This is a genomic window from Methanobrevibacter sp. AbM4 (assembly GCF_000404165.1).
Taxonomy (GTDB): domain Archaea; phylum Methanobacteriota; class Methanobacteria; order Methanobacteriales; family Methanobacteriaceae; genus Methanarmilla; species Methanarmilla boviskoreani.
Window position 1 is genome coordinate 322,905 of sequence record NC_021355.1, and the last position, 25,840, is coordinate 348,744.

The following is a 25,840-nucleotide window of genomic DNA, read 5'->3' on the forward strand; positions in this document are numbered from 1 at the left end:
GTGATTGGTGAATTAATTTCATTATTTACAAGTCAAAGTGATTTGTTCATAAATCTTACTATTGAACATTTGGAGATATCTTTAATTGCTATTATTCTATCAATTATTATTGGACTTGGGCTTGGAATTACTGTAAGTGAATATCCTAGAAACAAATGGATTTTAACACTTGTAAATATTATTTATACCATTCCTTCTATTGCGCTCTTCGGTTTTCTTATACCTGTTGTAGGTGTGGGGGATACGAATGCTATTATTGCGCTAACAGTTTATGGTTTGCTTCCTATGGTAAGAAACACCTACACTGGAATTAAGACGATTGATCCAGGTATCATTGAAGCTGCAGAGGGAATGGGTAGTACAGATAGGCAGATCTTATTTAAGATTAAGCTACCTTTGGCTTTACCTCATATTATGTCAGCAATTAGAAATATGTCTGTTATGACTATTGCTCTTGCAGGTATTGCATCTTTTATTGGAGCTGGAGGTCTTGGAGTAGCTATCTATCGTGGAATCACAACTAATAACATTGATCTTGTACTTGCTGGAAGTATATTGATTACTATAGTGGCTTTGGCATTTGATTATATACTTTTACTTGTTGAAAAAATTACAAAGGTAGGTCAATCAAGGAAGAAATTCTTTAGTTTCCTTAAAAACAAGAAATTCATTGCTGTGGTTATTATCGCTATAGTTGCATTAGGCGCATATGAGGTTTATGATAATTATGGTCATGAAACCATTCATGTTGCATCAAAATCATATACGGAACAATACATTTTAGGATATATGTTAGAAGAGTTAATTGAACATGATACCGACTATAAGGTTCAGTTGACTAACGGTATTTCCGGAGGTACTTCCACGATTCAGGGAGGTATGGAGAAGGGTGAATTCGACATTTATCCCGAGTATACTGGTGTAGGCTGGATGTCCGTTTTGCATGAAAATAATATATATTCTGAATCAATGTTTCCTACTCTTAAAAAGGAATTTAAGGAAAAGTATAATGAACGATGGTTGGATACTTATGGATTCCAGAATACTTATGCAATTGCTGTTCCAAATTCAATAGCAAAGAAATATAATCTAAAAACCATCTCTGATCTGTCTGCAGTATCTAATCAATTAACATTTGGTGCGGAATCAGATTATTTCTCAAGAGCTGATGGTTATGATAATCTAACTAAAACATATGGTCTTAACTTTAAGAATACCATGGATTTGGATGTAAGCCTTAAATATGATGCTGTTTCACAAGGAAAAATTGATGTGGTAGAGGTTTACACAACTGATGGAAGATTGTATGATTCTAATTTAACGATCCTTCAGGATGATAAACACTTTTTCCCGTCTTACTATTGTTGCTCTCTTGTAAGTGAGGAGACTATTGAAAAACATCCGGATTTACTTCCTGTATTAAATAAATTAAATGGTAAAATCTCTACGGAGGAAATGAGACAAATGAATTATGAGGTTGATGTTGAGAAAAAAGATCCTAAAGATGTTGCTCATGATTTCTTAGTTAAAAAAGGATTAATTTAATAAGGTGATAGGATGGATGAAAACACATCTAATAATTTCATTGAATTTAGGAATATAAAGAAATCCTATGGGGATAATCTGATTATTCCTAATCTTAATTTAAGTATTGAAAAAGGTGACTTTCTAACTGTTATTGGAAGTTCTGGTTGTGGTAAAACAACTATGTTAAAGATGATTAATCGTTTAATTACTCCTGATAGTGGCGATATATTTATTGATGGTAAAAATATTGCTGATTTTGATGTTGTAAACTTAAGGAGAAAAATCGGATATTCTATTCAGGGAACAATGCTTTTTCCACATTTAACTGTTAAAGAGAATATTTCCTATGTCCCTGATTTAATTGCAGAAGATGAAAAAAAGGAAATCAAAAGAAGATATAGGGAAAATAGCTCTAGAAAAATTAAGATTAGAAAGAACCAAGAACAGAGGGATGAGGAAAGGGCAACATCTGACAATAAAGATTCAAAGATTAATAAATGGTTGGATATTGTTGGTTTGGATTCTGATTTATTGGAACGTTTTCCAAATGAGTTGTCCGGTGGTCAAAAACAGAGGGTAGGTATTGTAAGGGCACTTGCCGCATCACCAAGAATTCTTTTAATGGACGAGCCTTTTGGTGCTGTAGATGAGATTACCAGAGCTCAACTTCAAAAGGAAATTAAAATAATTCATGAAAAAACAGGTATTACAATTATTTTTGTAACTCATGATATTGGTGAGGCTTTATATCTTGGTGACCATGTTCTTGTAATGGATGGAGGGGAGATTATTCAGTATGATAAACCGTCTGAGATATTTTATCATCCTGCTACCCCATTTGTTGAAAGGCTCTGTGAAAGAACAAGAAAGATTATCTCTAAAGAATAGAGTATTCCTCAATTTTTCATTTTTTCATAAAAAGAGATTTTTAAAATTCTATTTTTTCTATTTTAAATATAAAACTAGCTATTTGTTGTCTGTTTTGAAAGATTTTAATCCTTATTGGCTTTCAAAAACCATGTTTAATATCTTGATAATGTCTTTATTGTTAAAAAACTATTTTTAGCTTTTTATGATATCTATAATCACTAATTCTTATTAAAAAACCTAAACATTTTAGCAGGATTTTTCTTATTAAAAGAACTATCTTTAATTTCTCCTAATCTGTTTATATTCACTGATTCCTATTAAAAAGATCATGTTTAATATTTTAATAGAATTCTTTGTATGCTTTTAATATTTTGTACAAACTTTTTTCATTTTTTAGAAATAAATAGTATATTTAATTAAAAAAATAAACAAACTATCAAAATTCTTATTATCTTTTCTTTATTTTTGGATTATCTTAGTATATGACTTGTTTTTTTAATTAAACATTTAAAAATCTTGTTTTATTTATTTATACTTTAAAATATCTAATTTAACTTATAAAAAACATAGATTATCTTTTGTTTTTTATTTCTACCTAGTAAATTCTTTTATTTTTTTAATATTTTTTAATAGATTTGATATCAGATAAATCTGTTAACTATCATTTTTTTAATAATTTTTTTAAGCGGATATCTATTTTTTATTTCAATTTAGCTTTATTTAAGGGGTTTTTCTAAATAGAAAGGTTTATTATAAGTTAATCCTAATAAAATATTATAAATTTATACTATAAGTTAAATAAAGTTCAAATTGAAAGTTTTTTCGTTTGTGTTTAAACATAAAAAGGTTATTGTGTACATTAACTTAATTTTCATTGTCAGATTTTGTTTAAACATAATTTTGTCTTTGTACACATAGGTTTTTTTTAATCATATTGATTTTGATTTTCTTTATTTTTTTAATTATAGAAATCTAAAGTATATTTTAAGAAAGTTAATTCTAGATCTATTTAACTTTATTGTCATTATTGATATGATTTGCCTTAATAATCTTTTGATTAAATTTTAAAAGAGAATTATGTCTTTAAGAATTTGTCAAAGAAATTAGAGGGGTAAAAATGATAAGTGAATTAATAAATATTTTCATATCTCAGTCTGATTTATTTCTAAGCTTAACTATTGAACATCTTGAGATTTCAATTATTGCAGTTGTTTTAGCAATTATTATTGGACTTGGGCTTGGAATTACCGTAAGTGAATATCCTAGAAACAAGTGGATATTAACACTAGTAAATATTATTTATACCATTCCTTCTATTGCGCTCTTCGGTTTTCTTATACCTGTTGTAGGTGTAGGTGATACAAATGCTATTATTGCACTTACTATCTATGGTCTGCTTCCTATGGTAAGAAACACCTATACAGGAATTAAGACGATTGATCCAGGTATCATTGAGGCTGCAGAGGGAATGGGTAGTACAGATAGGCAGATCTTATTTAAGATTAAACTACCTTTAGCTTTACCTCATATCATGTCAGCGATTCGTAATATGACAGTTATGACTATTGCCCTTGCAGGTATTGCATCATTTGTTGGAGCTGGTGGTCTTGGAGTAGCTATCTATCGTGGAATCACAACTAACAACATTAATCTTGTACTTGCAGGAAGTATATTGATTACCATAGTTGCTTTAGCTATTGACGGTATTCTTGCAGGTGTTGAAAGACTTACAGCTGTAGGTCCATCAAGAAAGAAAGTTACCAGATTCTTTAAGAATAAAAAAGTTATAGCTGCAATTTTAATTATTATCATTGCAATTGCAGGATATTATGTATATGATGAGACTACCCATGCAACTATTAATGTTTCTACAAAAGCATTCACTGAACAATATATTATGGGATATATGTTAGAGGAGTTGATTGAACACGATACTAATTATAAAGTACATCTAACAAACGGTATCTCTGGAGGAGCTCCGATGATACAGGACGGTATGAATAAGGGAGACTTTGATTTACATCCGGAATATGACGGTGTAGGATGGATGGAAGTATTGAATCTGCCAGGTAAGTACCGTGAGGAGAATAAATCCCAATTAGTGGATGCTTATGAGAAAAATTATAATGATCGATGGTTGGAAACCTATGGATTTGAGAATACCTATAGATTGGCGGTGCCTAAATCTATTGCGGAACAATATAACCTTAAAACAACCTCAGATTTAGCAAGAGTATCAAACCAATTAACTTTTGGTGCGGAATCCGATTTCTTTAGTAGGGCAGACGGTTATGATAATTTAACCAAAGCTTATGGTCTTAATTTTAAAGATACTATGGATCTGGATGTAAGCCTTAAATATGATGCAGTTAAACAGGGAAAGGTAGATTGTATTGATGTGTATACTACCGATGGTAGGATATATGATTCAAATCTTACGATACTTGAGGATGATAAAGGATTCTTCCCATCATACTATTGTTGTTCAGTTGTAAGGGAAGAAACCCTAAGGGAGCATCCAGATTTACTTCCTGTATTAAATAAGCTTCAGGGTAAAATCTCCACAAAAGAAATGATGGAGATGAACTATGAGGTTGATGTTGAGAAGAAAGATCCTAAAGAAGTTGCTCATAACTTCTTAGTTAAAAAAGGATTAATATAGGTGATAATATGAGTGAAGATAATATTATTGAATTTCATCATATTAAAAAATCATATGTGGATAATGTAATCATTCCTGACTTAAATCTTAATGTTGAAAGGGGAGATTTTCTAACTGTTATTGGAAGTTCCGGCTGTGGTAAAACAACTATGTTAAAGATGATTAATCGTCTTATAACTCCAGATAGTGGTGAAATATTAATCGATTCTAAAAATATTGAGGATATGGATTTAATTAAATTGAGATGTAGTATCGGATATTCTATTCAAGGAACTATGTTGTTTCCCCATTTAACCGTTGGTGAAAATATTTCTTATGTCCCAGATTTAATTGAAGAGGATAAAAAAAGGGACCGTAAATATAGGAAAGGTAAGAAAGTGGAGTTTAAACGTTCTAAAGATGAGAAGGCCGAAGATGAAGCCAATGAAATTGAAAAAAATAAGAGGATTTCACAGTGGTTGAAAATTGTAGGTCTTGACGAATCAATTCTTAACCGTTTTCCTCACGAGTTATCTGGTGGTCAGAAACAGAGGGTGGGAATTGCAAGAGCCCTTGCAGCCTCTCCTAAAATTCTTCTTATGGATGAGCCTTTCGGTGCCGTTGATGAGATTACAAGAAGACAACTGCAAGAGGAAATTAAAAGAATCCATAGGGAAACAGGTATTACAATTATTTTTGTAACTCATGATATTGGTGAGGCTTTATATCTTGGTGACCATGTTATTGTAATGGATGAAGGTAGAATCAATCAATATGGAAAACCTGAGGATATTCTGAATAATCCTGCTACACCTTTCGTTGAAAAACTCTGTGAAAGAACGAAGCTTGTTGTAAATAATAAAGATTAATTCAATAACATATTTTATTTGTTAATAAAATTTAATCTTTAAAGGTTTAAGAATTAAGATTTCTGTTAATTTATATCTTAAAGTTTAAGGATGTTAAAACTTTTATTTTTTAATAAGTTTAATTTTTAAAAGTTTAAGAAATGGAATTTTCATTATCTAGTTTAATCATCTTTAAAAAGATGTTTTAAGACGGATTAAACTTTTAATCTTTAGTTTAATATCTTTAAAAAAGCTTTAGTAAAGAGGGTAAGGTTTTATTGGCTGTAAAATAAGCATTTATATAAAAAATTCAATTTTAGACATTGAGATTCTTTTCTACTTAATCTCTATTTTTAATTTTTTTATAGTTTTTTTGAAATTCATTTATGTTTATTTTGAAAATTAATTGATTTACTTAATTTTGGCAATTGTTTTTATTATATCTTATATTTAATGTTCATTTTTTATTTTTTCTTTAATTTCGACCTAATTTTTTTAAAAAAACATAATAAATATATAAGATATTATTTAAAAATAATAGTGTTTAATAAAAACATAATTAAGGAATATCTTAATTATACTATTGACTTTTTTATTGACTTGGAGACAATTATTCTTATTAATTTTATATCTAAGTTAATATTATTATTAATGAGGTGCTTTAAAAAATGAAAACTACTATAAGTGTTATTAAAGCTGATATTGGTAGTGTCTCAGGACATTGTGTCTCTCATCCTGCTTTAATGGAAAAATGTGATGAAGTATTAAATAATGCTTTAGAAGAATCTATTTTAGATGATTATTATATCTCCCGTTGTGGAGACGATATTGATCTTATAATGAGTCATAGAAATGGTGAACTTAATGAGGAAGTCCACAGAGTTGCATACAATGCATTTATGGAAGCAACTAAAATTGCACGTGAGAATAAATTATATGGTGCAGGTCAAGACTTATTAAGTGATACCTTCTCAGGTAATATTAAAGGTATGGGTCCAGGTATTGCTGAAATGGAATTCAAAGAAAGACCAAGTGATCCTGTAATAATTTACTGCTGTGATAAAACTGAACCTGGTGCATTTAACTTACCTCTTTATAAAATGTTTGCAGATCCATTTAACACAGCTGGACTTGTTATTGATCCTAAATTACATGACGGATTTAAATTTGAAGTTTATGATGTAATGGATAACAAAAAGGTTATTTTAAACTGTCCAGAAGAATTATATGATTTACTTGCATTAATTGGTTCTACTGGAAGATATGTAATTAAAAGGGTATGGAAGAAAAACGGAGAAATTGCAGCATCTGTAAGTACTGAAAGATTAAATTTAATGGCTGGAGAATATGTTGGTAAAGATGATCCTGCAGCTATTGTACGTGCTCAATCCGGATTCCCAGCAGCAGGTGAATGTAACGAAGCATTTGCATTCCCACACATGGTAAGTGGATGGATGAGAGGTTCCCACAATGGTCCTTTAATGCCTGTTTCTGAAGAATATGCAAATCCTGTAAGATTTGATGGACCACCTAGAGTAATCGGTTTAGGTTTCCAAGTTGCTGATGCAAAATTAATTGGACCTGTTGATATCTTTGATGACCCTGCATATGATGAAACTAGACAATTAGCTTCCAGAGCTGCAAGTTACATCAGAAGACACGGTCCTTTCGAACCACACAGATTACCATCTGAAGATATGGAATATACTTCACTTCCTGGTGTAATGGAAAAATTAGAACCTAGATTTGAAGATATGGATGATTAAATCCTTTATTCCTTTTATTTTTTAATTTTTTATATCTTAAACCAACTATTTTTTTCAAGTTATTTTCTGACTTTTAAGTTATTTTTTAACTTTCTAATTTGTTTATTCAATTAATTTTCATTGTTTTTTTATTAATCAATGTATCTTCTTAAAAAAGAACTTGATTATATTTTTTAAATTATGATCCATTGGATAGTCGCTTAATTAGCTGTTTTCTATTTTTATCTAATATTTATACTATAAAATTAATATTTAAATACAGGTTCTTAAAAATAGTTTTAATTGTGATTTTTATGAAATGTCTTGTAATAAATGGTAGTCCCAGGCAGAAGAATACATGGTCAATGGTTAAGCAGGTTGAGTCTCAAATGTCATCATTAGGTCATGTTGACTTTGATGAAATCCACCTTAAAAGATTAGATATTCCCTTTTGTAACGGATGTACTAATTGCATTTTAAATGGTGAGGATAAGTGTCCCCATTACGATGTTATTTGTGGGATTGCAGAAAAGATGGAAGATGCAGATTGTATTATTCTATCCTCTCCAGTATATGTAAATGGACCTACAGGACTTGTTAAAAATTTTCTAGATCATTTCGCATACTATTATCATAGACCAAGACTATTTGATAAGAAAGCATTGGTATTAGTTTCAACTCAAGGTTCTGGAAGTAAGGATGTCGCCAATTTCTTGGAAATGGAATTAGACAATTTTGGCGTAAATAAGGTTTTTAAGGTTTCACTTATATTTCACGGTAAAAAAGAGTTAGATGATAAGATGGTTGAAACCCTTAATAAAACAGCTATTGATTTTTATAATGATGTATCCTCTGGTAAAATCCATAATCCTAAAAGAAGTCAAGTTCTACAATATACATTGTGGAGAGCAATGGCAAATAAGGGATCTATAGAAACCGACCATAACTTTTGGATTGAACATGATTATTTAAACCATGATTATCATCCTAGTGTTAAACTAAATATATTGAATATAATTATTGCAAAAGTAGTGTATTTATTTTTTAACAAGTTTATATTTAGCTAGCTTCTATTTTAATTAACATCATGAAAAAATCGGATTATATATGTTATGAGATATATATGTACTTAACATATTCTCACCTTTTTTTTATATATTATATTTGTCCAGTTTTAATTATTGAAAAATCTTATGAATATTTTTTTTTATCCTATTTGGTTTTTCCCTTCCTTACAAGTTTAGGTTTATCCTTAGTTAAATCGATAATTGTTGAAGGATTGCTACATTTTAAATCTCCAACATCAATAATTAAATCAACTTCCTTTTTTAATTGTTTCATAATATCATCTGGATTAGATTGAACTTCCATATCGGATATGTTGGCACTTGTTGTGGTAATCGGAAAATCTAAACTAAGTAACCTTGCAATCTTATTATTGGGAATACGGACTCCAACCTTGCTGGTATATGAGGTTACAACTGGAGGTATTATGTCCCTTTTATATAATATGAATGTATAAGGGCCAGGTAAATATTTTCTTAATATTTTCTCCTTATTGGAGACATCTGCAATTAAAGGTATTGCCTCAAAATCGTGAACTAAAACTGATAAAGGCTTTTCATGTGGTCTTTCTTTAATATCATATATCCTTCTAACTGCCTCATCTGAGAATATATTTGCACCTAATCCGTAAATGGTGTCTGTTGGATATAAAACAACTCCATCATCCTTAAGGATATCTATGGCTTTATATATTAAATTCATATCTGGATTTTGAGGGTTTAATTTAAACTTTTTCATTATATTACCTGTGACCTTTATATTAGAACTAAACTTTATATTTATAAAAATATATAATTAAATCTATGCTTGGTAGTTTAAGGCCTTTTTTAACAAAGATATTAAATCCTATAGCGAAACATCTAGATGTTAATCCAAATATTCTAACAGCTATTTCTCCATTATTCGCTATAGCAGCAGCAATACTTTTCTATAAACATTATCCATTATGGGCAGCTGTTGTTATATTATGTAGTGGTTTTTTCGATGTTCTTGATGGGGCTGTTGCAAGATACCATAATAGAACTACAGATTTTGGTGCGTTTCTAGATTCAACTATGGATAGATTTTCAGATGGAATTATAGTCATAGGTATTGTTGCAGGACAATACTGTGGCTGGTTGGTTGGTATTTTATTAGTTCATTCAGCTATTACGGTAAGTTATGTTAAGGCAAGAGCTGAGTCAAAAGGAATCCAATGTGATGTTGGAATTGCAGAACGTGCAGTAAGACTTATTATAATAATGGTTGGCGGAATTGTTGCTTATTATTATAATGGTTTATATTTCTTCTATATATTGGTTGCACTTGTGGTTTTATCCTATATTACAGTTGGACAAAGGGTATATCATGTTTGGAAAGTTACTGAGGAAGAGAAACATAGATTTAGTAAACGTCCCGTAACCTTATCAAAAGGTGATAAAAAATCCTCTAAGAATTCCTCAGATATTGATTTAGAAAAACTTGATAAAATGGATAAGATGGCTAAAGAAAAAGAGTCTAAATCAAATGACGGTTCAAACAAGGGTATAAAATCACTGTTTAAAAGGGAAAAATCAAAATCAGATGATGTTCAAAGTGACCTAAAGGAAAGTGATGATGAACCTCTTGAAAGGGATATTAAATCTAATGTTAATTACGAACCCTTATATAGTGAGGATGGAATTAAATCTAAAAATAGGGAGAGTTTGAATCTAGACTATGAAGGTGTGGATGATGATCCTGTAATCATTAATGATGGGGAACTTTCTGATGAATCATTTGATCTTGATGATATTGCCGAGGAATTTAATAAGGAGGACTATTCTTCCTCTAAGAATAGTGAAAAAAGAAAGATTATTAGAAGAAAGAAGAAACATAATTGAATGTTAAAGGGCATTAGACAATATTTTTATAGTTGGTTATACTTATGAATGATTTAGAAACTAAAGAAAAGATTGAAACTGATATCTGTAAACTTGAAAGGAATCTAAAACAGGTTGAAGGTATTGAGTTAAGTGATTTAGAAAAAGAGGTTTACAATAGGGCGGTAGACTATAAGAATGATTCAAAATATTATTTAAAAAAGGAAGATTTTAGAACTGCATTTGGATGTATTGAATATTCTCATGGTTTGCTCGATGCTATAAGAATGGTTTATGAAATAATATAAACTTTTCTTAATTTTATATTTCCTTAAGGTATTATTTCATTGTCTTTTAAGTTATTAAATACTATTTTTTTATTCTTAGATTACTTTTTTATACTTTTTATGTGCTATTTTTATCGTTTTTTGATTTTTTAGCTATTTTTTAATTATTGCTGTTAAATTATCATTCGGCTTATATTTTATACTTTTTATGTGCTATTTTTATCGTTTTTTTGATTTTTTAGCTATTTTTTTAATTATTGCTGTTAAATTATCATTCGGCTTATATTTTATACTTTTTATGTGCTATTTTTATCGTTTTTTTGATTTTTTAGCTATTTTTTTTATATTATTGGTTAAATAATCATATTTGATTAAAATATTATTTTATAATAAATCTTTAAATGACCCTTTGCAATCATTATTGGATATAAAGATATTCTAAAAAGTTTTAAAACTATTAAATTATTCAAGAGGAATCCATATTTTAATTGTGAAAAACATCAATCAGATTAAAAGTTAAATTAATCTCTACTATTTTTTTAATGGTTTTAAATTTTATTATTCATTGTTTTGGTTTTAATTTCTTGAATAATTTAAATATTATCTCTTTTTTTATAATTAAATAATTAAGACTTATATTTATTTTCATTAAATCTTTTATTTATGAGTGAGGATAATAATTCCAATTTCTCTTGGAGAATTTTCTATAAAAACTTTAATCATCTGAAAGATGGCTCATCCAATGATTTTAATAAAAAATCATATGATGATTTAGATAAACCTCAGGATTTTAATCATAAACCTTTTAAAGGGTCTAAGGATAAAGAATCAGATTTATATCTTGCAGACGATGATTTTTCTTTAGAAGATAATGGAGGTTCTTTTGAAAGCCGTTTTCATGATGATTCTTGGGATAGTTTTTTGGATGATGATTCCTTTGAAAGTAGTTTTGATAATTCTTTTAATGGTAATTTTTCTAAGGATACTTCTTTTGAAAGTAGTTTTGGTGATAGTTCTTTAGAAGACGATTCCGTTAAAACTACTTTTCCAGATGGGGATATTATAAAAGATAGTTTACCAGGGGATAATCATTTGGATGGAAAATTTTCATCAATTTATTCAGTAAAAAATCAGGGATTTACCTTAAAAGAGAAAACACTTCTTAATAATATTCGAAATCAATTAGTTGATTTGGCCATTAATAATAAAGAAACTAAGGAAATTGCAAGGTTCGATGATATAAAAGACATCTTAGAATTAAGTTTAGATGAATCTACCTCGCAAGAATATATCAATGATTTGTCTAGAAGATTCTATGAATATATTAATGGTTATGGTATCATTAATCCTTTAGTCAATAATGATGACCTTGAGGAGATAATGGTTATAGGATCTAATAAGCCGGTATATGTGTATCATAGAAATTATGGCATGGTAAAGACAGATATTTCTTTCAATGATGATGAGGAGATTATACGTTTAATTGATTCTATTGCAAGAGCTAATCATCGCCGATTTGACAGTGAATCTCCTATTTTTGATGGTAAACTTAAGGACGGTTCAAGAGTTAACGGTACATTGCCTCCAATATCTGCTGACGGTCCAACTTTAACCATCCGTAAATTTCGAAAGGATCCATTTACTATTATAGATTTAATTAAAAATAACACATTGAATTCAGAAATCGCTGCTTTTTTATGGTTATGTATTGACGGTTTAGGTGTAAGGCCGTCGAATATAATAATCTCTGGAGGTACAAGTTCTGGAAAAACCACATTATTAAATGCCCTTGCAGCTTTAATAAATCCCAAAGAAAGAATTGTCACTATTGAGGATACTTTGGAACTTCAAATTCCACATGATCATATTGTTAGAATGGAGACAAGATTAGCAAATATTGAAGGTAAGGGGGAAATCAATATGGATAGTCTTGTTAAAAATGCTTTAAGACAGAGACCAGATAGAATCATTGTGGGGGAGGTTAGAGGTTCCGAGGCAATTACTCTTTTTACAGCTTTAAACACTGGTCATTCAGGTTTTGGAACTTTACATGCAAATAGTGGAAGGGAAACCATTACGAGGCTTATAAATCCTCCAATGAATGTTCCGAAAATCATGATTTCGGCTATCGATTTTATTTTAATTGAAAAAAGAATCTATTTGCCTGACGGCGTTAATTATAGGAGATTAACGGAGTTAAATGAGGTTGTAGGAATGGAGGAAGGTACCATTCAACTGAATAAACTGTTTATCTGGAATCCCCTTAATGATTCCTTTAAAAACATATCTTTGTCCTCAAAAACACTTGAAAAATTAGAGGATTTCTCAGGTCTTAATTATAAAAATCTTGAAGGAGAGATAAAAAGAAGAAAATTGTTTTTTGATTTAATGGCTAAAAAGAATTTGAGATCTAATAAAATCTTGACTAAAATGGTTAGGATGTATTATATTAATTCTGATAGGGTTTTAAGGGATTTGTCCTCTATTTGAGGGTTTTATTTTTAATTTAAATTAAGTGGTTTTATGTTAGACGATTTCTGGATTTTAATTGCCGATTTATTTCTAATAATTATCGAATCATTGTATGGATTTATTTTAAGGTTTAAATCAGTAGTTACAGGTATTAGATTTAAAGATATGGATAAAGATGGTGTTAAGGAGGAAAACAATGGTGTTGAAAAAAGACATGGGGAGACTATATTTAAAAATCTTAGGGATTATTTAAATTTAAGCTTTAAAAACAGATATTCCTATGATGAGTTAGATGGGGATGAGATTAGAGATGATCTTCTTTTTAATACTTTAACCAATAGAATATCTGTTAAAAAAATAAGATTAGATAGTTCTTTTGTTAAACCATTATTGTTTTTATCTATACTATTGTTTTTAATTATAAGCTACTTCTTTTCATTTGAAACGGGACTTGTAAGTATTCTTATTGTTTATACCGTTATTTATTTTATCAACCATTTTGAGGACATTCAAAAGAAAAATAAGTATTTACAAATCTCAAAGGAACTTCCATTTGTCCTAAGACATATGGCCACAGAATTGAGATCTGGTAAAGGTTTAAATGACACTTTAATAAGCATTGTCAATTCGGATTATACTATTTTATCTGGAGAATTTAATCGTTTAATACAGGAGGTTAAATATGGTAAATCTTTTGATAATGCTTTAATTGATATGGGTGATAGAATAAATTCCAAAGGATTTAGAAGGGTGGTTTTTCAAATAATCTCTGCAAATAAGGTTGGCGCTAACTTATCAAATTCCTTATCCATAATTGCTGAGGATATCTCATTTGATATGAGAATTAAGTTTAAAGATTATGCACAAAAACTAAATGGTTTTATTATGATTTATTCTTTCTTATTGATTTTGGCTCCAGTCGTTTTATTGATAATGTTAATAGGGGCATCTACGGTTTTAGGTGATGTTTTTCCATCAAATGTTTTATATCTAATCTATTGTCTGCTTTTCCCTATGGTTATATTGTTTATGGCATTTTTAGTTAAAAAATTAGAACCAAAAATCTGATTTTAAAGTTTTTTATAAATCATACTTTACTTTTTATAAATTTTTCTTAATATATTATTTTGGATAAAATTCACTATTTTAGTCATATGTTTTAATACAATGTTTGTTTTTTTAAAATCAATATTATATGTTTTTTATAAACTATATTGGTTCTGTTTTTTCCTTATTTTTTTATTTAAATAAAATTTAACCCTTCATTATATTTTATTTATATCGAAAGATTTTTAAATTATAAGTAAAAAATATTAGTTATGTAAATATAATTTATTTTTCTAAAAATGACTTTGTTTTATGTCTTTTTTTATAATGTTCTGTTTTATTTTTGTTTCTAACAGGATTTCTTTATTAATAAATTATTTTTATTTTTTAAAAATTTAAAAATGTGATAAAATGGATGGAATGGCAATATTGTTGCAATTTGGTATTTTAGCTGCTGTTCTAGTTTTTGGAGTTAAAGTAGGTCTAGCTTCTGGTTTAGCTCATATGCCTAAAAAATGGTTAGCTTTAATTGATATTTTATACTTTGCAGGGATTATGGTAATAAGCTATATAAGTCAGCCATTTTCAGAACAAATCACTTCATGGATTTATGGTTTCAATACATGGTTCTATTTAATCATGGCTTGTATTATGATTGGTGCGGGTGTTCTTACTATAAGGGAATATAAAACCCAGGGTAAGGATACATCAAGACCTGCTGCCATTGCGATTATAGCTCCATGTCCATGTTGTTTTGGTGCAATTATTGCAAGTATACTTATAGTTACCCCGATGGTGGGAATGAGTATGATGAATCTAAGTTGGATGGTTGCTCTTGCTCTTGTAATAGTTATTACTCTAACTTATTTTGTTGCAGATGTCATTATTAAAGTATCAAAAACTCCATATCCAATTATTCTAGGAAATTTCATGTTTTTCATTGGTTTATATTTCTTATTGTCACCACTTGTAATTCCAAATGTTATGGCAGTAATGACTAAATCAATGGCTGGAGTCCAAATATCTTCTGTTAATGCATTAATAGAGGTACTTGTTGGAGTTGTAGTATTATTGGTTTTAGGAGTTTATTTAACTCGTAGAAGTAATGATGATATTTAATTATTAAAATTATATTTAATTTAAAAAATGATTAAAAGGAGAAAAATTAGATGGCAGTAAGTATTCCTGGAGGTAGTTTTTTAACTTCCCTTTTGAATGTTATATCTCAAAGTCTTTTAATTCCGGTTTTAGTTATTTTATTAATATGTGCATTTTATGTTATTATTGCATTAGGTTCTTTAATTGCAGAATATACTTCAAGAAAAATTGTTTCAGTTGAAGAAATTGATAATCTAATTGAAAATATTGATAAAAGTACTACTGTAAGTGAGGCTAAAGGATATATACTTAAAGCAGATATTAATAAATCTCAAAAGAAGATTTTAAATGAAATTCTTGATAAAGAAGAATTATCCCCTGATTCAAGAGAGGTTATTGCTACAAGGTTAGTTGAACAACGTGAAGAGATAGTTAATAAAAGACTTAGAAGAACAGATATTATTGTTCGTGTAGGTCCTACCTTAGGATTAATGGGTACTTTAATTCCTTTAGGTAGTGGTTTAGCTGCTCTCAAAACTGGAGATATTAATACTTTAGCTGATTCTCTTATTGTAGCTTTTGATACTACTGTTGTAGGGGTAGGTGCAGGTGCACTTGCTTATTTCATATCAAAAATACGTGGAGATTGGTATGAGGAATATCTCAATAATTTAGATACATTAACTGATTCTGTACTTAGTTTTATGAAAAACAAATTATAGGGGAATTTTTTATGGTTAGGTATGGAAGAGGTAGAAGACGATCAAAAAGGCAAGATGAAGATCCAATGGCTGGAACTTCAAACCTTGTTGATTGTATGTTAGTTCTTGCTTTAGGATTTATGATTATGTTGGTTATGAGCTGGAATATGCAGGATGTGGTTTTTAATCAGGACATGTCTCAGCAACAAAAACAAACTACTATGCAAGCGATGCAACAGGTAGCTCAGGTAACCCAGGGTCAGGAACTTAACAGCACACCTGAAACTTCTCAAAAATCTGGTCAGGGATATGTTGAGCAGGGTAAGGTATATAAGGATCCTAAAACAGGTAAACTGATTATGGTTCAAGGAGGTTAAACTCCTTGATTAATTTTTTTTATTTCATGTGAATTTTTTTCATGGTTTTAAAAGTATTATTTTCTTAAATACGATGTTAATTTTCATTATTTTCTAATTTAAGTTGTTTTAAGTTTAATTCTATTTTTGGCTTTTTTATGATTTTTTAAAGAACTTACTAATTTATATTTTTTTATTTATAAAGTTTCCTTTTTTAATTGGAAAATATGTTTATTTCTTGCTGGTTTTTAATATTTTATCATATTTTCATAGTTTTGATTTATTTTTAGCTATTTTAATTAAAAACCAGTTAATTTTTATTAAATAAGTATGTGATAGTTAAATTATCCATTATTTTTAAAATAATCTCATGTTTTTAATTAAATTTTAATATCTCTGATTATTTGCTAAAACTATATTAATTTAATATACATTTTTTATTTAATATTGATTTAAACAGATAATATCTATTATTATGCTATCTAAAACCTTTTTCAGATTTTTTATTTCAAAGATTAAATGAAAAGCTTTTTAAAAGCATATGAGATAGATTAACATGTAAGAATGTTAATTAAATTGTTAAAATTAGAATTGAAAAAATTAGTATAAATGAATTATTGTTTTTAAGAAGGATTTGTCATCATGTTCTTAAATTCTGTCTGCAGATATATAAAAATGGATTATATGGATTTTACACGGCTTTCATTTTTAAAGGATATTTTTTTAAAGTAATATAGGTCGTGTAAATATGGACTTAATTAACTGGAATGACATTATGTGTTCTTCATATATTAACATATATGAATTACATGATGGTCAATATATGATACGGCTAAATAGAACGGATCTTACAATAGATGATATCTATTTCCTATTTGAAAGATTATCAAAATCCTTGTTTAAATTTGGTAATTTTTTAGTTAAGAATTTAAATCTGGTATTCATATTCTCAAATGAGCCGTTATATAAAAAAATAACGAAAAAAGATTTTAGACGATTTTCAAAATCAGAATCTTTAGTTAAATTCTATAAATTCTTATATAATTTGAAATTGGAATTTGAATCATTCAAAAAAGATTATAATGATAATTCTGGTCATTGTTTAAAAATGGATATTATCTTAAGAAGAATCAGGGGTAACCCCCTTGAATCTGATAAAAGAAGATCTGGAAATTATCATAATTGGAGAGAGACTATATTAAAAAGAGATAATTATTCATGTCAATGTTGTGGTAGGTCTAAATCATTGGAGGTTCACCATTTACATCCCTACTCTGAACATCCCGATTTAAGGTTGGATGTTAATAATGGAGTTATACTGTGTAAGGAATGTCATAAAAGATACCATTATTTATATGATATAGATCAGGTAAATCCCATGACCTTTAGTAAGTTTTTAAGAAGGTATTCACATAAACATGTAAATTATAAATATCTGGAAAAGGCAAACAACCTATCTTAACTTATTAAATTTTTTATTAATATTTTTTTTTAATTATTTAAAGTCAGCTAATCTTATAAAAATAGATTTAATCATTATGATTTGGATTATTATGGGAAATATTCTTTTACAGATAAAAATAGAATTTAGATGAGTTTTAATATAATTCTAAATTATATAGGTTTACAAGTAAAGGTGGAATTCAGATAAATCTTCTATATTCTAAATTGTATATGTTTACAGGTAAGGATGGAATTTAGATCGGTCTTGATATATTTTAATTATAAATAAAATAAAAAAAGTAATTTAAGGAAATTAGATTATATGTTACTAAAACTTGTTTTATTTAACAAAGTACTGTTTTTTACAATTAATTCATCTAATACCGTCTTGTGTTATTAAAAAATTAATAATCTTACCTTCCGCAAGGGAATTATGTCTTTTAACAGTTGCAATTCTCTGGCCAATCATGCCCGTTTTTTCAAGTTGGATTATAACTTTACTCCAATATTGTAAGGTTGTTCCACCAACTGCTTTTATAGAAGGTTCTGTATTGTCGTCACCAAATGATGAATAAATTTGATTTGTAACGAGTACTGCAAGATTATATTTACGGGCTATTGCAGATAATTGTTTCATTTGCATTCCTAAGTTTTTATTTAGTATTGACGATTTTCTATCATCAGATCTATATAATGCAACAGCGGAATCCAGTATAACAAGGTCAACTTTTTCTTCCTTGTTGTTTTTAAGCCAGGTCTCAACTATTATAAGATCATCATACTGTTCATCAAAATCTGTAGGCTCTAAAATAATAATATTGTTTGCAATTTCATCAAATCTATCTTTGGCTATTTGTTGAATTCTATCAACAGATATTCCACCTTCAGTGTCGATGTAAATTACTTTTCTACCAGTTTTTGCAACTTCCACAGATAGTTGTAATGCAATGTTGGTTTTTCCAGAGCCTGGAGGACCAAATATTTGGGTAATAATTCCCTTTTCAATTCCGCCATTTAGAATTTCATCAATAGATGAGTTTGTTGGAATTTTTTTGGAGTTGCCTATTTTATTAAGTGTTTTCATGGTTTTTCCCTTAATTTTTTTAATGTGATATATTTTGTTATTTTTTATATTTATTAGTTTTATTTTTATTTTTATTTTTATTTTTATTTTAATCATGGGGTATTTCTTTCTATTGGAATCTAGTTTCAAAATTTATTATTTTTTTATTAAATTTGAATTTTAACATTTAAGATTATTACTTTTTATTTATCTGTTTAATAAATAGGTAATACTTAAATTATATTTAAATAATATGCTTTTATAATAATAAATTTGATATTAGTTAATTTCAGAGGTAATTAAATGGATAGATATCAAGGATGGAAATGGTATGATACTGGATTGATTATTCTTTTGTTAATTGCTGCATTATATTGTATTATTATTATGTCTGATTATTTTATGGGTATTGCTTGTTTAGCTGTTATATTAATGGTTATAGGTAGTTTTACACAAGAGATATATGTCTTTATTGCAAGTGTTTATAAAAAAAGGGGCAATTATAATAAAGCCTTGGAATTATGTGATAAAGTTTTAGATAAGGATTCTAAATATGTTTATGCAGTTATAGAAAAGGGATCTATTTATGAGGAAATGGACCAAACAGACAAGGCACTTAAAACTTATGATTATGCATCATCAATGGATAAGGAATTGTATATTCCTCTAAGAAAGAAAGGTGATTTATATACAAAATTGAATAGAAGTGACGAGGCTCAAAAGGCATATGAAAAAGCAAATATCTTAAAGTTAAAAAAAGATGAGGAAAGATGGACCTTTAGATTACTTGAAAAAATAAGTTTTGGTAAGAAATAATCCCTAGTTTTTTAATTTTAATTATTTTTTTAATAGATTTCCTATGGGGATATTTTTTATAATTTAATTAAATCTCCATATTGGCTTTTTAGATTTATATTTAAACTTTTTTGTTTTATTTTCTTTAGAGGATCTGATGTTTTTCTTAGATTTGTTTATTATAAATTTTTTATTAAAGATTTTTTCCATGGATTTTTTTAATTATTGGTATTACTCTTATTGCTATTTTTTATTTAAAATTATTACTTTCTAAATATTTATATAGTATATTTTATAGAAATTGTTATGTAGAATTAATTTTATTAAAATTTATACAAATATCTTTGTATTTTTTTCAAATAAAGGATTTTAAGGCAATAAAAAGTATTAATTTTTATACTAAAAATGTATAAAAAGTATTACTATTACCTTATTTTTAAAATGATTTGTATTTGTACATTAAAATTTTAATATAATATGAGTAATAATTATTTATTATTTTTTATTATCTACACAAATTTAATATTTATTTTTTATTCAAAAACAAAAATGTGGTGTGATTTATGCATATACCTGATGGTTTTATCCCATTATGGCAATGTGCAATATATTATGTAATATTAATAATTGCATTATACTTTGCAACAAAATGGGCTAAAAATAATTTAGATGAAAAACGTATTCCTTTGATGGCTGTATTGGCTGCAGGTATCTTTGCTATTATGTCAATGAATATGCCAATTCCATTTGGTACTAGTGGACATATGGTTGGAGGTACTTTAATTGCTGTTGTATTCATGGCTCCTGAAGCTGCTATATTAGTGTTCTTTGTTGTACTTCTTATTCAAGCATTACTCTTTGGAGATGGAGGTATTTCAACATTAGGTGCTAATGTATTGAACATGGCTATTGTTGGAGGATGTGTTGGTTTATACACATTCAAAGGATTAAAGAAATTTGTTGGTAAATATGTAGCTGTTGGAATCGGTGCATGGTTAGCTACTTTCATTGCAGCAGAATGCTGTGCTGTAGAAATGGCTATTGCTGGTACTTTCCCACTTAACTTAGGACTTGCTTCCATGGGATTATATCATGCATTTATTGGATTTATTGAAGCAATTTTAACTGTAATTGTTCTTTATGTACTTGAAAGATACAGACCAGATTTACTATCCTGGGATGACGAAAGTGAAACAAGTGAGGCTTGATTAGATGGATAAGAAAACTCAATATCTCTTAATTGTCGGTATAGTTGTTTGTTTGGTAATTGCTGTATTATCTCCATTCATAGCATCCGGAGACCCTGATGGTCTTGAAAAATCTGCAGAAGATGCTAGTGTTCCTGATAGTGTAGAAACTGCTTTAGTTAATGCTCCTATGCCAGATTATACAATAGGCGATAGTTCTATTGGTGAAATTGCAGCATTAGTTATTGGTATTTTCATAACCCTTATTTTAGGTTGGGCCGTAGCTTATGTTGTAAGGAAAAACTAAATGTTGAACTTTGATCTTAGAGTTTTTAACACTCTAAGGTTTCTCTTTTTTATTTTAAAAACAAATTTTATATATTAAATTTAATAATTATATAATGTGGTATAATAATGAATATAATGGAAGCTGTTGATTTAGATGTAATTTCAGGACAAGATTCTCCTATACATAATTTGGAAGGGAGAACTAAACTTATTTTTGCATTGGTTATTATATTTTATTGTGTTTATTGCACTCAGCTTCTTGGTCCGGTTATTCTAGAAATATTTCTGCTTATAATGATTTATTTAGCAAATTTATCCTATAAAACATGTTTTAAAAGAATTTTGCTTTTACTACCTTTTGCAGGTTTTATTATTGTATTTCAACCTTTTGTTCATGGTGGAAATATTATCTGGCAAGGTCCTTGGTCATGGCTTCATATAACTGATTTTGGTCTAAATTGGGCTATTATTTTATCTGTAAGATTGATTGTCTGTTTAACTGCAATTGTTCTTTTATCTTCCACAAGTCCAATGCAAGAGATTGTTCAATCTCTTAGAAAACTTGGAATGCCAAGGGATATTGCAATGATTTTATCAATTATGGTAAGATTTCTATTTATATTTATTGATGAGTTGGAATCCATTAGAATAAGCCAAAAATCTAGAAACTTTAATATTCATAGTAAGGTTACTCCATACAAGTGGAGAGTAAAACAGGTAGGTTATACAATAGGTATGATGTTTATTAAAGCATATGAAAAGGGAGAAACTGCCTACTTTAGTATGATGGCACGTTGCTATTCTGATGAATCTGAATTGTATAAAACAAATGATACTCCTGGAAAAAGGGAATATGGTTTAATTGCAAGTTTAATCATTGTCATTGCTGTAATACAATTAGCTTTAATCTTTATTCCAAATGCTTTCGGATTTTTAAGTGTGGTATTATATACTGGTTAATTAATAATTTTAATTTTTAACTTTTAACTTATTTTAGTTTTCTAATTTTTAATCAGTTTTTATGCTTCTTTTTATTTTAGTTTATCTGATTTTAATTTCTTTTTTATCTTATTTTTCATTAATTTTTAATCTATTTCTAAGCATTTTCTAGTTTTAACTTTATATTTAAAAATTCAAATTTTATTATTTTATTATAGCTGAATATATATTTTCTAATTTAATTAATATAATCTAATTAAATCTATTGTTTATTTCTAAAGTTTAATCTTTTATATTAAGATTTTTTTATAATATTTGTTATAATGTATTTATACTTTTAACTAAATGGTTTTTAATGAAACATCTGATAGTATATAACTATTGCAGGTATAATCAACACGCCCATTAGGTGGGATTTACTTAATCCCTGAAAGTGGGGTAAAAGTCCAAGGGCAGTTGAAGTAATTAATATTAAACTTATATATAATACAGGACCATGATATACGAAAGTAAAGATATAGACAATGGATATCATTAATCCGATAGAAATATAGGAAATCTTACCATAATTAATGCCTTCAATAAATTTCGAAAACCTATCTCCGATTATAAGTGCCAGGGATAATCCGATTGAAACGGCAATTAGTGATGTAAAAATAAACAGTAATAGGTGGAATATTGTAAAATCATTAATAATATATGATATAAAAACAGCTATTCCGCTTCGAGGATTTCCAATTAAATAAATGGATATTAAGGAAAATAAACAATCAGAGGTATTGATTCCGCTAATTATCATTAGAAAACTAGTGGTGTTGTCCTTATCAGAACTGTTTGTTAGATCCTGGGCTATGATTCCTCCTTGAGCAGGTCCAAAGCCCGGCAGGAACCCTAAGATTCCTCCTGTAGTGCCACCTAATATGATGTTTTTTAAGCTATTTCTATCTAATTCGATCTCAACAAATGGGTTTTGGTGAGGGATATGTGAATCGTCATTAATACTAAAAATAATGGTACTAATACCAAATAATCCTGTAAAGGTAGCCATTAAACTTAAACTTGAGGGGATTGGTGTTTCAAATATGGCCCATCCAATAATTCCACTAAAAATAAACAATATAAATGACCAAATCATTTCTTTTAGATTATGGGATAGTCTATAAATAAGTATGATTGAAACGACTAAAAGAAAAATCCAAAGATATGGTTTTGAAACTTCATGGATACCTGGTAGGATTATTGCAAATAAAGGTAGGGTAAGTATTGTTACAATTATTGCTCCAAAGCCACCAATTGCAACTATTCTTATTGCTTCTTTTGATCTTCCTTCAAGAACCATTCTATGACCTGGAAGTATGGATAAAGCAGTTCCTTCATCAGGCACTCCAAGTAAAGTAGAAGGTATAAATTCAAGAATTGCATGGGATATTGCAAGCGATGCAAGAAATACACAGATTACTTCAGAACTTGTAAATTGAAGTAGGTATGGTGATAGGGTAAAAACTATTGCGCCTGATGTATTTACATGGATTCCAGGAAAAATCCCTGTAATGGATCCGATTAATATTCCAAGAAAACAAGCAATTAATAGGTCAATCATGAATTTAACTGGTTTAAATTATTAATTAAACTTTGTTTAAATTGTTTTTAAAAGATTAATGAGAGTTAATTCATTTTATTATTTTAAATCAATTCTTTTCTTTAAATCTTCAGTATTCTTTAATTTTATCATTATGTTTCTATTGTAAATCAAAATAAATCAATTTAATATAAACCAATTTTTAAGAAATTTTATATTGTATTAAAGAAAGAATTATTTTATAAACAGTTTTATTAGGTGAAATAATGTCAGATTTAACTCCTGAAGAATTTGATAAGAAAGCTGATGATATTTATAAAAGAATTTCTAATAAGCGTATGGCTGATATTAAAAGAATTGAAATGAAATATGATAAAGAATTTAAAAAATTCGATAAATATTTTGATAATTATTTAGAAAATGAGTTTAATCAAATGGAAAAAAGAATTAAAAGTCAATATGAACTTAATAGAATTATGGAAGATAATAAACTAAGAAAAAATTTTAAATTTTAATTAATTTTGATATTTTCTTGTTTTATATTAATTTAAATTTTTATTAATAAAATAATAATTTGATATTAATAATATTTGGTTGTATTGTTACTTAATTTAATTATTTAATTATTAAATAGTTTAGTTTTTATTAAAATTAGTAATTTAATTTCATGTTTTAAAATAAGTTTTAACTTTAAAAAAGTAAAAATTAAAGTTATAATTATTGTCCAATAACTCTTAAAGAGGACATTAATATTTGTGGAATTATAAAGCTTCCAAATTGTTTGATTTCTGATTTTACTCCATCACAATCACTTAAAGCTTGGTAAATGTTTCCACTTAACATTGCTTTTTTAACAGGAGTGGTAATCTCTCCATTTTCAACAAGAAATGCATTACTTGCCTCTACAGAGAAATCTCCAGATATTGGATTTGCAGTATGTGCACCAAGTACATCGTTTACAATAATGGCATTATCTATCTCGGACATGTCAATTAGATCATTGAAGTCAAATATAAGGTTTGATGAGGAAACGCCAGGAATTCCTGCATATGATCCACTAAATCCATTGGAAGTACTTTCTGTATTGCCTTTATTTCCATTATATATATCAAATATAAAGTTTTTAAGAACTCCATTATCTGCAATAACCGTTTTTTGTGAAGGTGTACCTTCCCCATCGGCCTTGCCTGAAGCCATTCCTCCCTCATAGGTGTTATCATCATATATTGAAAGATTATCACTAAAGATATTCTCACCTATCTTATCTTTTAGAATGGATCTTCCACGGAGTACATTATCTCCACTAATTCCATTTATGAAATTGTTAAGTAATCCTGCACCTGCATGGTAATTTAAAATAACCGGCATGTCTTTTGTTTCGATAGGTTTTCCTCCAAGTGAATCCTTTGCAATTCTACATGCATCCTCTGCGATTTTTCCACCATTTAATTTATACATACAGGATGATTCTCCTTCATATGCATTGGAGAGTTCACCGTCTTGAACTACATTAACAGACACATATCCTCCAAATCCTGTAGATTTCTCATATACGTCAAGACCATTGGAGTTTACAATTAATTCTTCACTTTTAACTGCTGAGAATTCTCCAGAACTTACATTACATTTTTCATCTTCCACAACATTAAAGATACCATTCATATATTCTGTTGCATCATCAAGACTCAAATCATCTATCTTTTTATCATAGGTACCTTTAACCTCTTTATATTTTCCAGGCTCGGTAAATTGAAAGTTCTCATCTTCCTCATTTATCTTTGAGTTAAGATATGCTTGTTTTGCAGTTTGAGCTATTTCGTCAATATTGCTTGTATAAGCATGTCCTAATTTTTTATCGTTAATAACACTTATTCCAAGACCTAAATTAATCTCCTCTTTTGCAAAATTTAATTCTGTTTTTTCTGCACTTAATTCAATGCCTTTAGATTGTGAAATAAATATTTGATAGGTATCACAGTATTTTGATACTTCTTTTATAGCTTTTTCAGATAATTCATATAACATATACTTAAACTCCTAGCTATTTT

The 25,840-nt window shown here is 28.2% G+C and carries 22 protein-coding genes and 1 pseudogene; 19 read left to right on the top strand and 4 right to left on the bottom strand.

Annotation, left to right across the window (positions count from 1 at the left end; genetic code table 11):
• The 6 genes from ABM4_RS01295 (at window position 1) to ABM4_RS01320 (ending at window position 8,698) form a co-directional block, all read left to right on the top strand.
• On the top strand, window positions 1-1,545 hold the full coding sequence (locus tag ABM4_RS01295; protein WP_081585250.1) for an ABC transporter permease/substrate-binding protein: 1,545 nt from the start codon (window positions 1-3) through the stop codon (window positions 1,543-1,545).
• A gap of 12 nt (window positions 1,546-1,557) precedes the next feature.
• Window positions 1,558-2,415, top strand: coding sequence for an ABC transporter ATP-binding protein (locus tag ABM4_RS01300; RefSeq protein WP_016357881.1), 858 nt, complete (start codon window positions 1,558-1,560; stop codon window positions 2,413-2,415).
• 1,099 nt (window positions 2,416-3,514) lie between these two features.
• Window positions 3,515-5,059: an ABC transporter permease/substrate-binding protein gene (locus tag ABM4_RS01305; protein WP_016357882.1), complete on the top strand. Its 1,545-nt coding sequence runs from the start codon at window positions 3,515-3,517 to the stop codon at window positions 5,057-5,059.
• 8 nt (window positions 5,060-5,067) lie between these two features.
• Window positions 5,068-5,907 (top strand): ABC transporter ATP-binding protein, encoded by an 840-nt coding sequence (locus tag ABM4_RS01310; RefSeq protein WP_016357883.1) that lies wholly within the window; start codon window positions 5,068-5,070, stop codon window positions 5,905-5,907.
• A 647-nt stretch (window positions 5,908-6,554) separates the two neighbouring features.
• Window positions 6,555-7,652: a fructose-1,6-bisphosphate aldolase/phosphatase gene (gene fbp, locus ABM4_RS01315; protein ID WP_016357884.1), complete on the top strand. Its 1,098-nt coding sequence runs from the start codon at window positions 6,555-6,557 to the stop codon at window positions 7,650-7,652.
• Window positions 7,653-7,945: 293 nt separating this feature from the next.
• Complete coding sequence (locus ABM4_RS01320) at window positions 7,946-8,698, top strand: flavodoxin family protein (protein WP_016357885.1); 753 nt, start codon at window positions 7,946-7,948, stop codon at window positions 8,696-8,698.
• Window positions 8,699-8,843: 145 nt separating this feature from the next.
• On the opposite strand, the gene ABM4_RS01325 is transcribed toward ABM4_RS01320, so the two are convergent.
• Window positions 8,844-9,434, bottom strand: a complete 591-nt coding sequence (locus ABM4_RS01325) for an L-threonylcarbamoyladenylate synthase (RefSeq protein ID WP_016357886.1) — start codon at window positions 9,432-9,434, stop codon at window positions 8,844-8,846.
• A gap of 65 nt (window positions 9,435-9,499) precedes the next feature.
• On the opposite strand from ABM4_RS01325, the pseudogene pgsA reads away from it, so the two are divergent.
• The 8 genes and pseudogenes from pgsA to ABM4_RS08690 form a co-directional block, all read left to right on the top strand.
• Window positions 9,500-10,054, top strand: a pseudogene (gene pgsA / locus ABM4_RS09170) (archaetidylinositol phosphate synthase); the annotation flags it as partial.
• Between the two features lie 548 nt (window positions 10,055-10,602).
• On the top strand, window positions 10,603-10,845 hold the full coding sequence (locus tag ABM4_RS01335; protein ID WP_016357888.1) for a DUF357 domain-containing protein: 243 nt from the start codon (window positions 10,603-10,605) through the stop codon (window positions 10,843-10,845).
• A gap of 1,038 nt (window positions 10,846-11,883) precedes the next feature.
• On the top strand, window positions 11,884-13,314 hold the full coding sequence (locus ABM4_RS01340; protein ID WP_369751282.1) for a CpaF family protein: 1,431 nt from the start codon (window positions 11,884-11,886) through the stop codon (window positions 13,312-13,314).
• Between the two features lie 33 nt (window positions 13,315-13,347).
• Window positions 13,348-14,364 carry a type II secretion system F family protein gene (locus ABM4_RS01345; RefSeq protein WP_016357890.1) on the top strand — a complete coding sequence of 339 codons (1,017 nt, stop codon included), beginning with the start codon at window positions 13,348-13,350 and terminating at the stop codon, window positions 14,362-14,364.
• A gap of 390 nt (window positions 14,365-14,754) precedes the next feature.
• On the top strand, window positions 14,755-15,462 hold the full coding sequence (locus tag ABM4_RS01350; protein WP_048200767.1) for a DUF2162 domain-containing protein: 708 nt from the start codon (window positions 14,755-14,757) through the stop codon (window positions 15,460-15,462).
• Between the two features lie 50 nt (window positions 15,463-15,512).
• Window positions 15,513-16,163, top strand: a complete 651-nt coding sequence (locus ABM4_RS01355) for a MotA/TolQ/ExbB proton channel family protein (RefSeq protein ID WP_016357892.1) — start codon at window positions 15,513-15,515, stop codon at window positions 16,161-16,163.
• An 11-nt stretch (window positions 16,164-16,174) separates the two neighbouring features.
• Window positions 16,175-16,519 carry a DUF2149 domain-containing protein gene (locus tag ABM4_RS01360; protein ID WP_016357893.1) on the top strand — a complete coding sequence of 115 codons (345 nt, stop codon included), beginning with the start codon at window positions 16,175-16,177 and terminating at the stop codon, window positions 16,517-16,519.
• A gap of 727 nt (window positions 16,520-17,246) precedes the next feature.
• On the top strand, window positions 17,247-17,960 hold the full coding sequence (locus tag ABM4_RS08690) for an HNH endonuclease (RefSeq protein WP_016357894.1): 714 nt from the start codon (window positions 17,247-17,249) through the stop codon (window positions 17,958-17,960).
• 354 nt (window positions 17,961-18,314) lie between these two features.
• Here the strand turns inward: ABM4_RS08690 and radB are convergent, their stop codons facing one another.
• Window positions 18,315-19,025 carry a DNA repair and recombination protein RadB gene (radB, locus tag ABM4_RS01370; RefSeq protein WP_048200972.1) on the bottom strand — a complete coding sequence of 237 codons (711 nt, stop codon included), beginning with the start codon at window positions 19,023-19,025 and terminating at the stop codon, window positions 18,315-18,317.
• Between the two features lie 282 nt (window positions 19,026-19,307).
• Between radB and ABM4_RS01375 the strand changes: the two genes are divergently transcribed.
• The 4 genes from ABM4_RS01375 to cbiQ all read left to right on the top strand — a co-directional run bounded on the left by ABM4_RS01375 (window position 19,308) and on the right by cbiQ (window position 22,234).
• Entirely contained in the window at window positions 19,308-19,820 is a 513-nt protein-coding gene (locus ABM4_RS01375) for a tetratricopeptide repeat protein (protein WP_016357896.1), read from the top strand.
• A 542-nt stretch (window positions 19,821-20,362) separates the two neighbouring features.
• Window positions 20,363-21,007, top strand: coding sequence for a cobalt transporter CbiM (gene cbiM, locus ABM4_RS01380; protein ID WP_016357897.1), 645 nt, complete (start codon window positions 20,363-20,365; stop codon window positions 21,005-21,007).
• A gap of 4 nt (window positions 21,008-21,011) precedes the next feature.
• Window positions 21,012-21,293 (top strand): PDGLE domain-containing protein, encoded by a 282-nt coding sequence (locus ABM4_RS01385; protein ID WP_016357898.1) that lies wholly within the window; start codon window positions 21,012-21,014, stop codon window positions 21,291-21,293.
• Window positions 21,294-21,397: 104 nt separating this feature from the next.
• On the top strand, window positions 21,398-22,234 hold the full coding sequence (gene cbiQ / locus ABM4_RS01390; protein ID WP_048200772.1) for a cobalt ECF transporter T component CbiQ: 837 nt from the start codon (window positions 21,398-21,400) through the stop codon (window positions 22,232-22,234).
• Between the two features lie 331 nt (window positions 22,235-22,565).
• On the opposite strand, the gene ABM4_RS01395 is transcribed toward cbiQ, so the two are convergent.
• Window positions 22,566-23,813, bottom strand: coding sequence for a tripartite tricarboxylate transporter permease (locus tag ABM4_RS01395; RefSeq protein ID WP_016357900.1), 1,248 nt, complete (start codon window positions 23,811-23,813; stop codon window positions 22,566-22,568).
• Window positions 23,814-24,058: 245 nt separating this feature from the next.
• Here ABM4_RS01395 and ABM4_RS01400 point away from each other — a divergent pair, with 245 nt between their 5' ends.
• The gene (locus tag ABM4_RS01400; RefSeq protein WP_016357901.1) at window positions 24,059-24,307 is read left to right on the top strand and encodes a hypothetical protein; all 249 of its coding nucleotides are present in this window, start codon (window positions 24,059-24,061) and stop codon (window positions 24,305-24,307) included.
• A gap of 202 nt (window positions 24,308-24,509) precedes the next feature.
• Here ABM4_RS01400 and ABM4_RS01405 read toward each other — a convergent pair whose 3' ends face one another.
• Window positions 24,510-25,817: a TldD/PmbA family protein gene (locus ABM4_RS01405; RefSeq protein WP_016357902.1), complete on the bottom strand. Its 1,308-nt coding sequence runs from the start codon at window positions 25,815-25,817 to the stop codon at window positions 24,510-24,512.
• Between the last annotated feature and the right edge of the window lie 23 nt (window positions 25,818-25,840).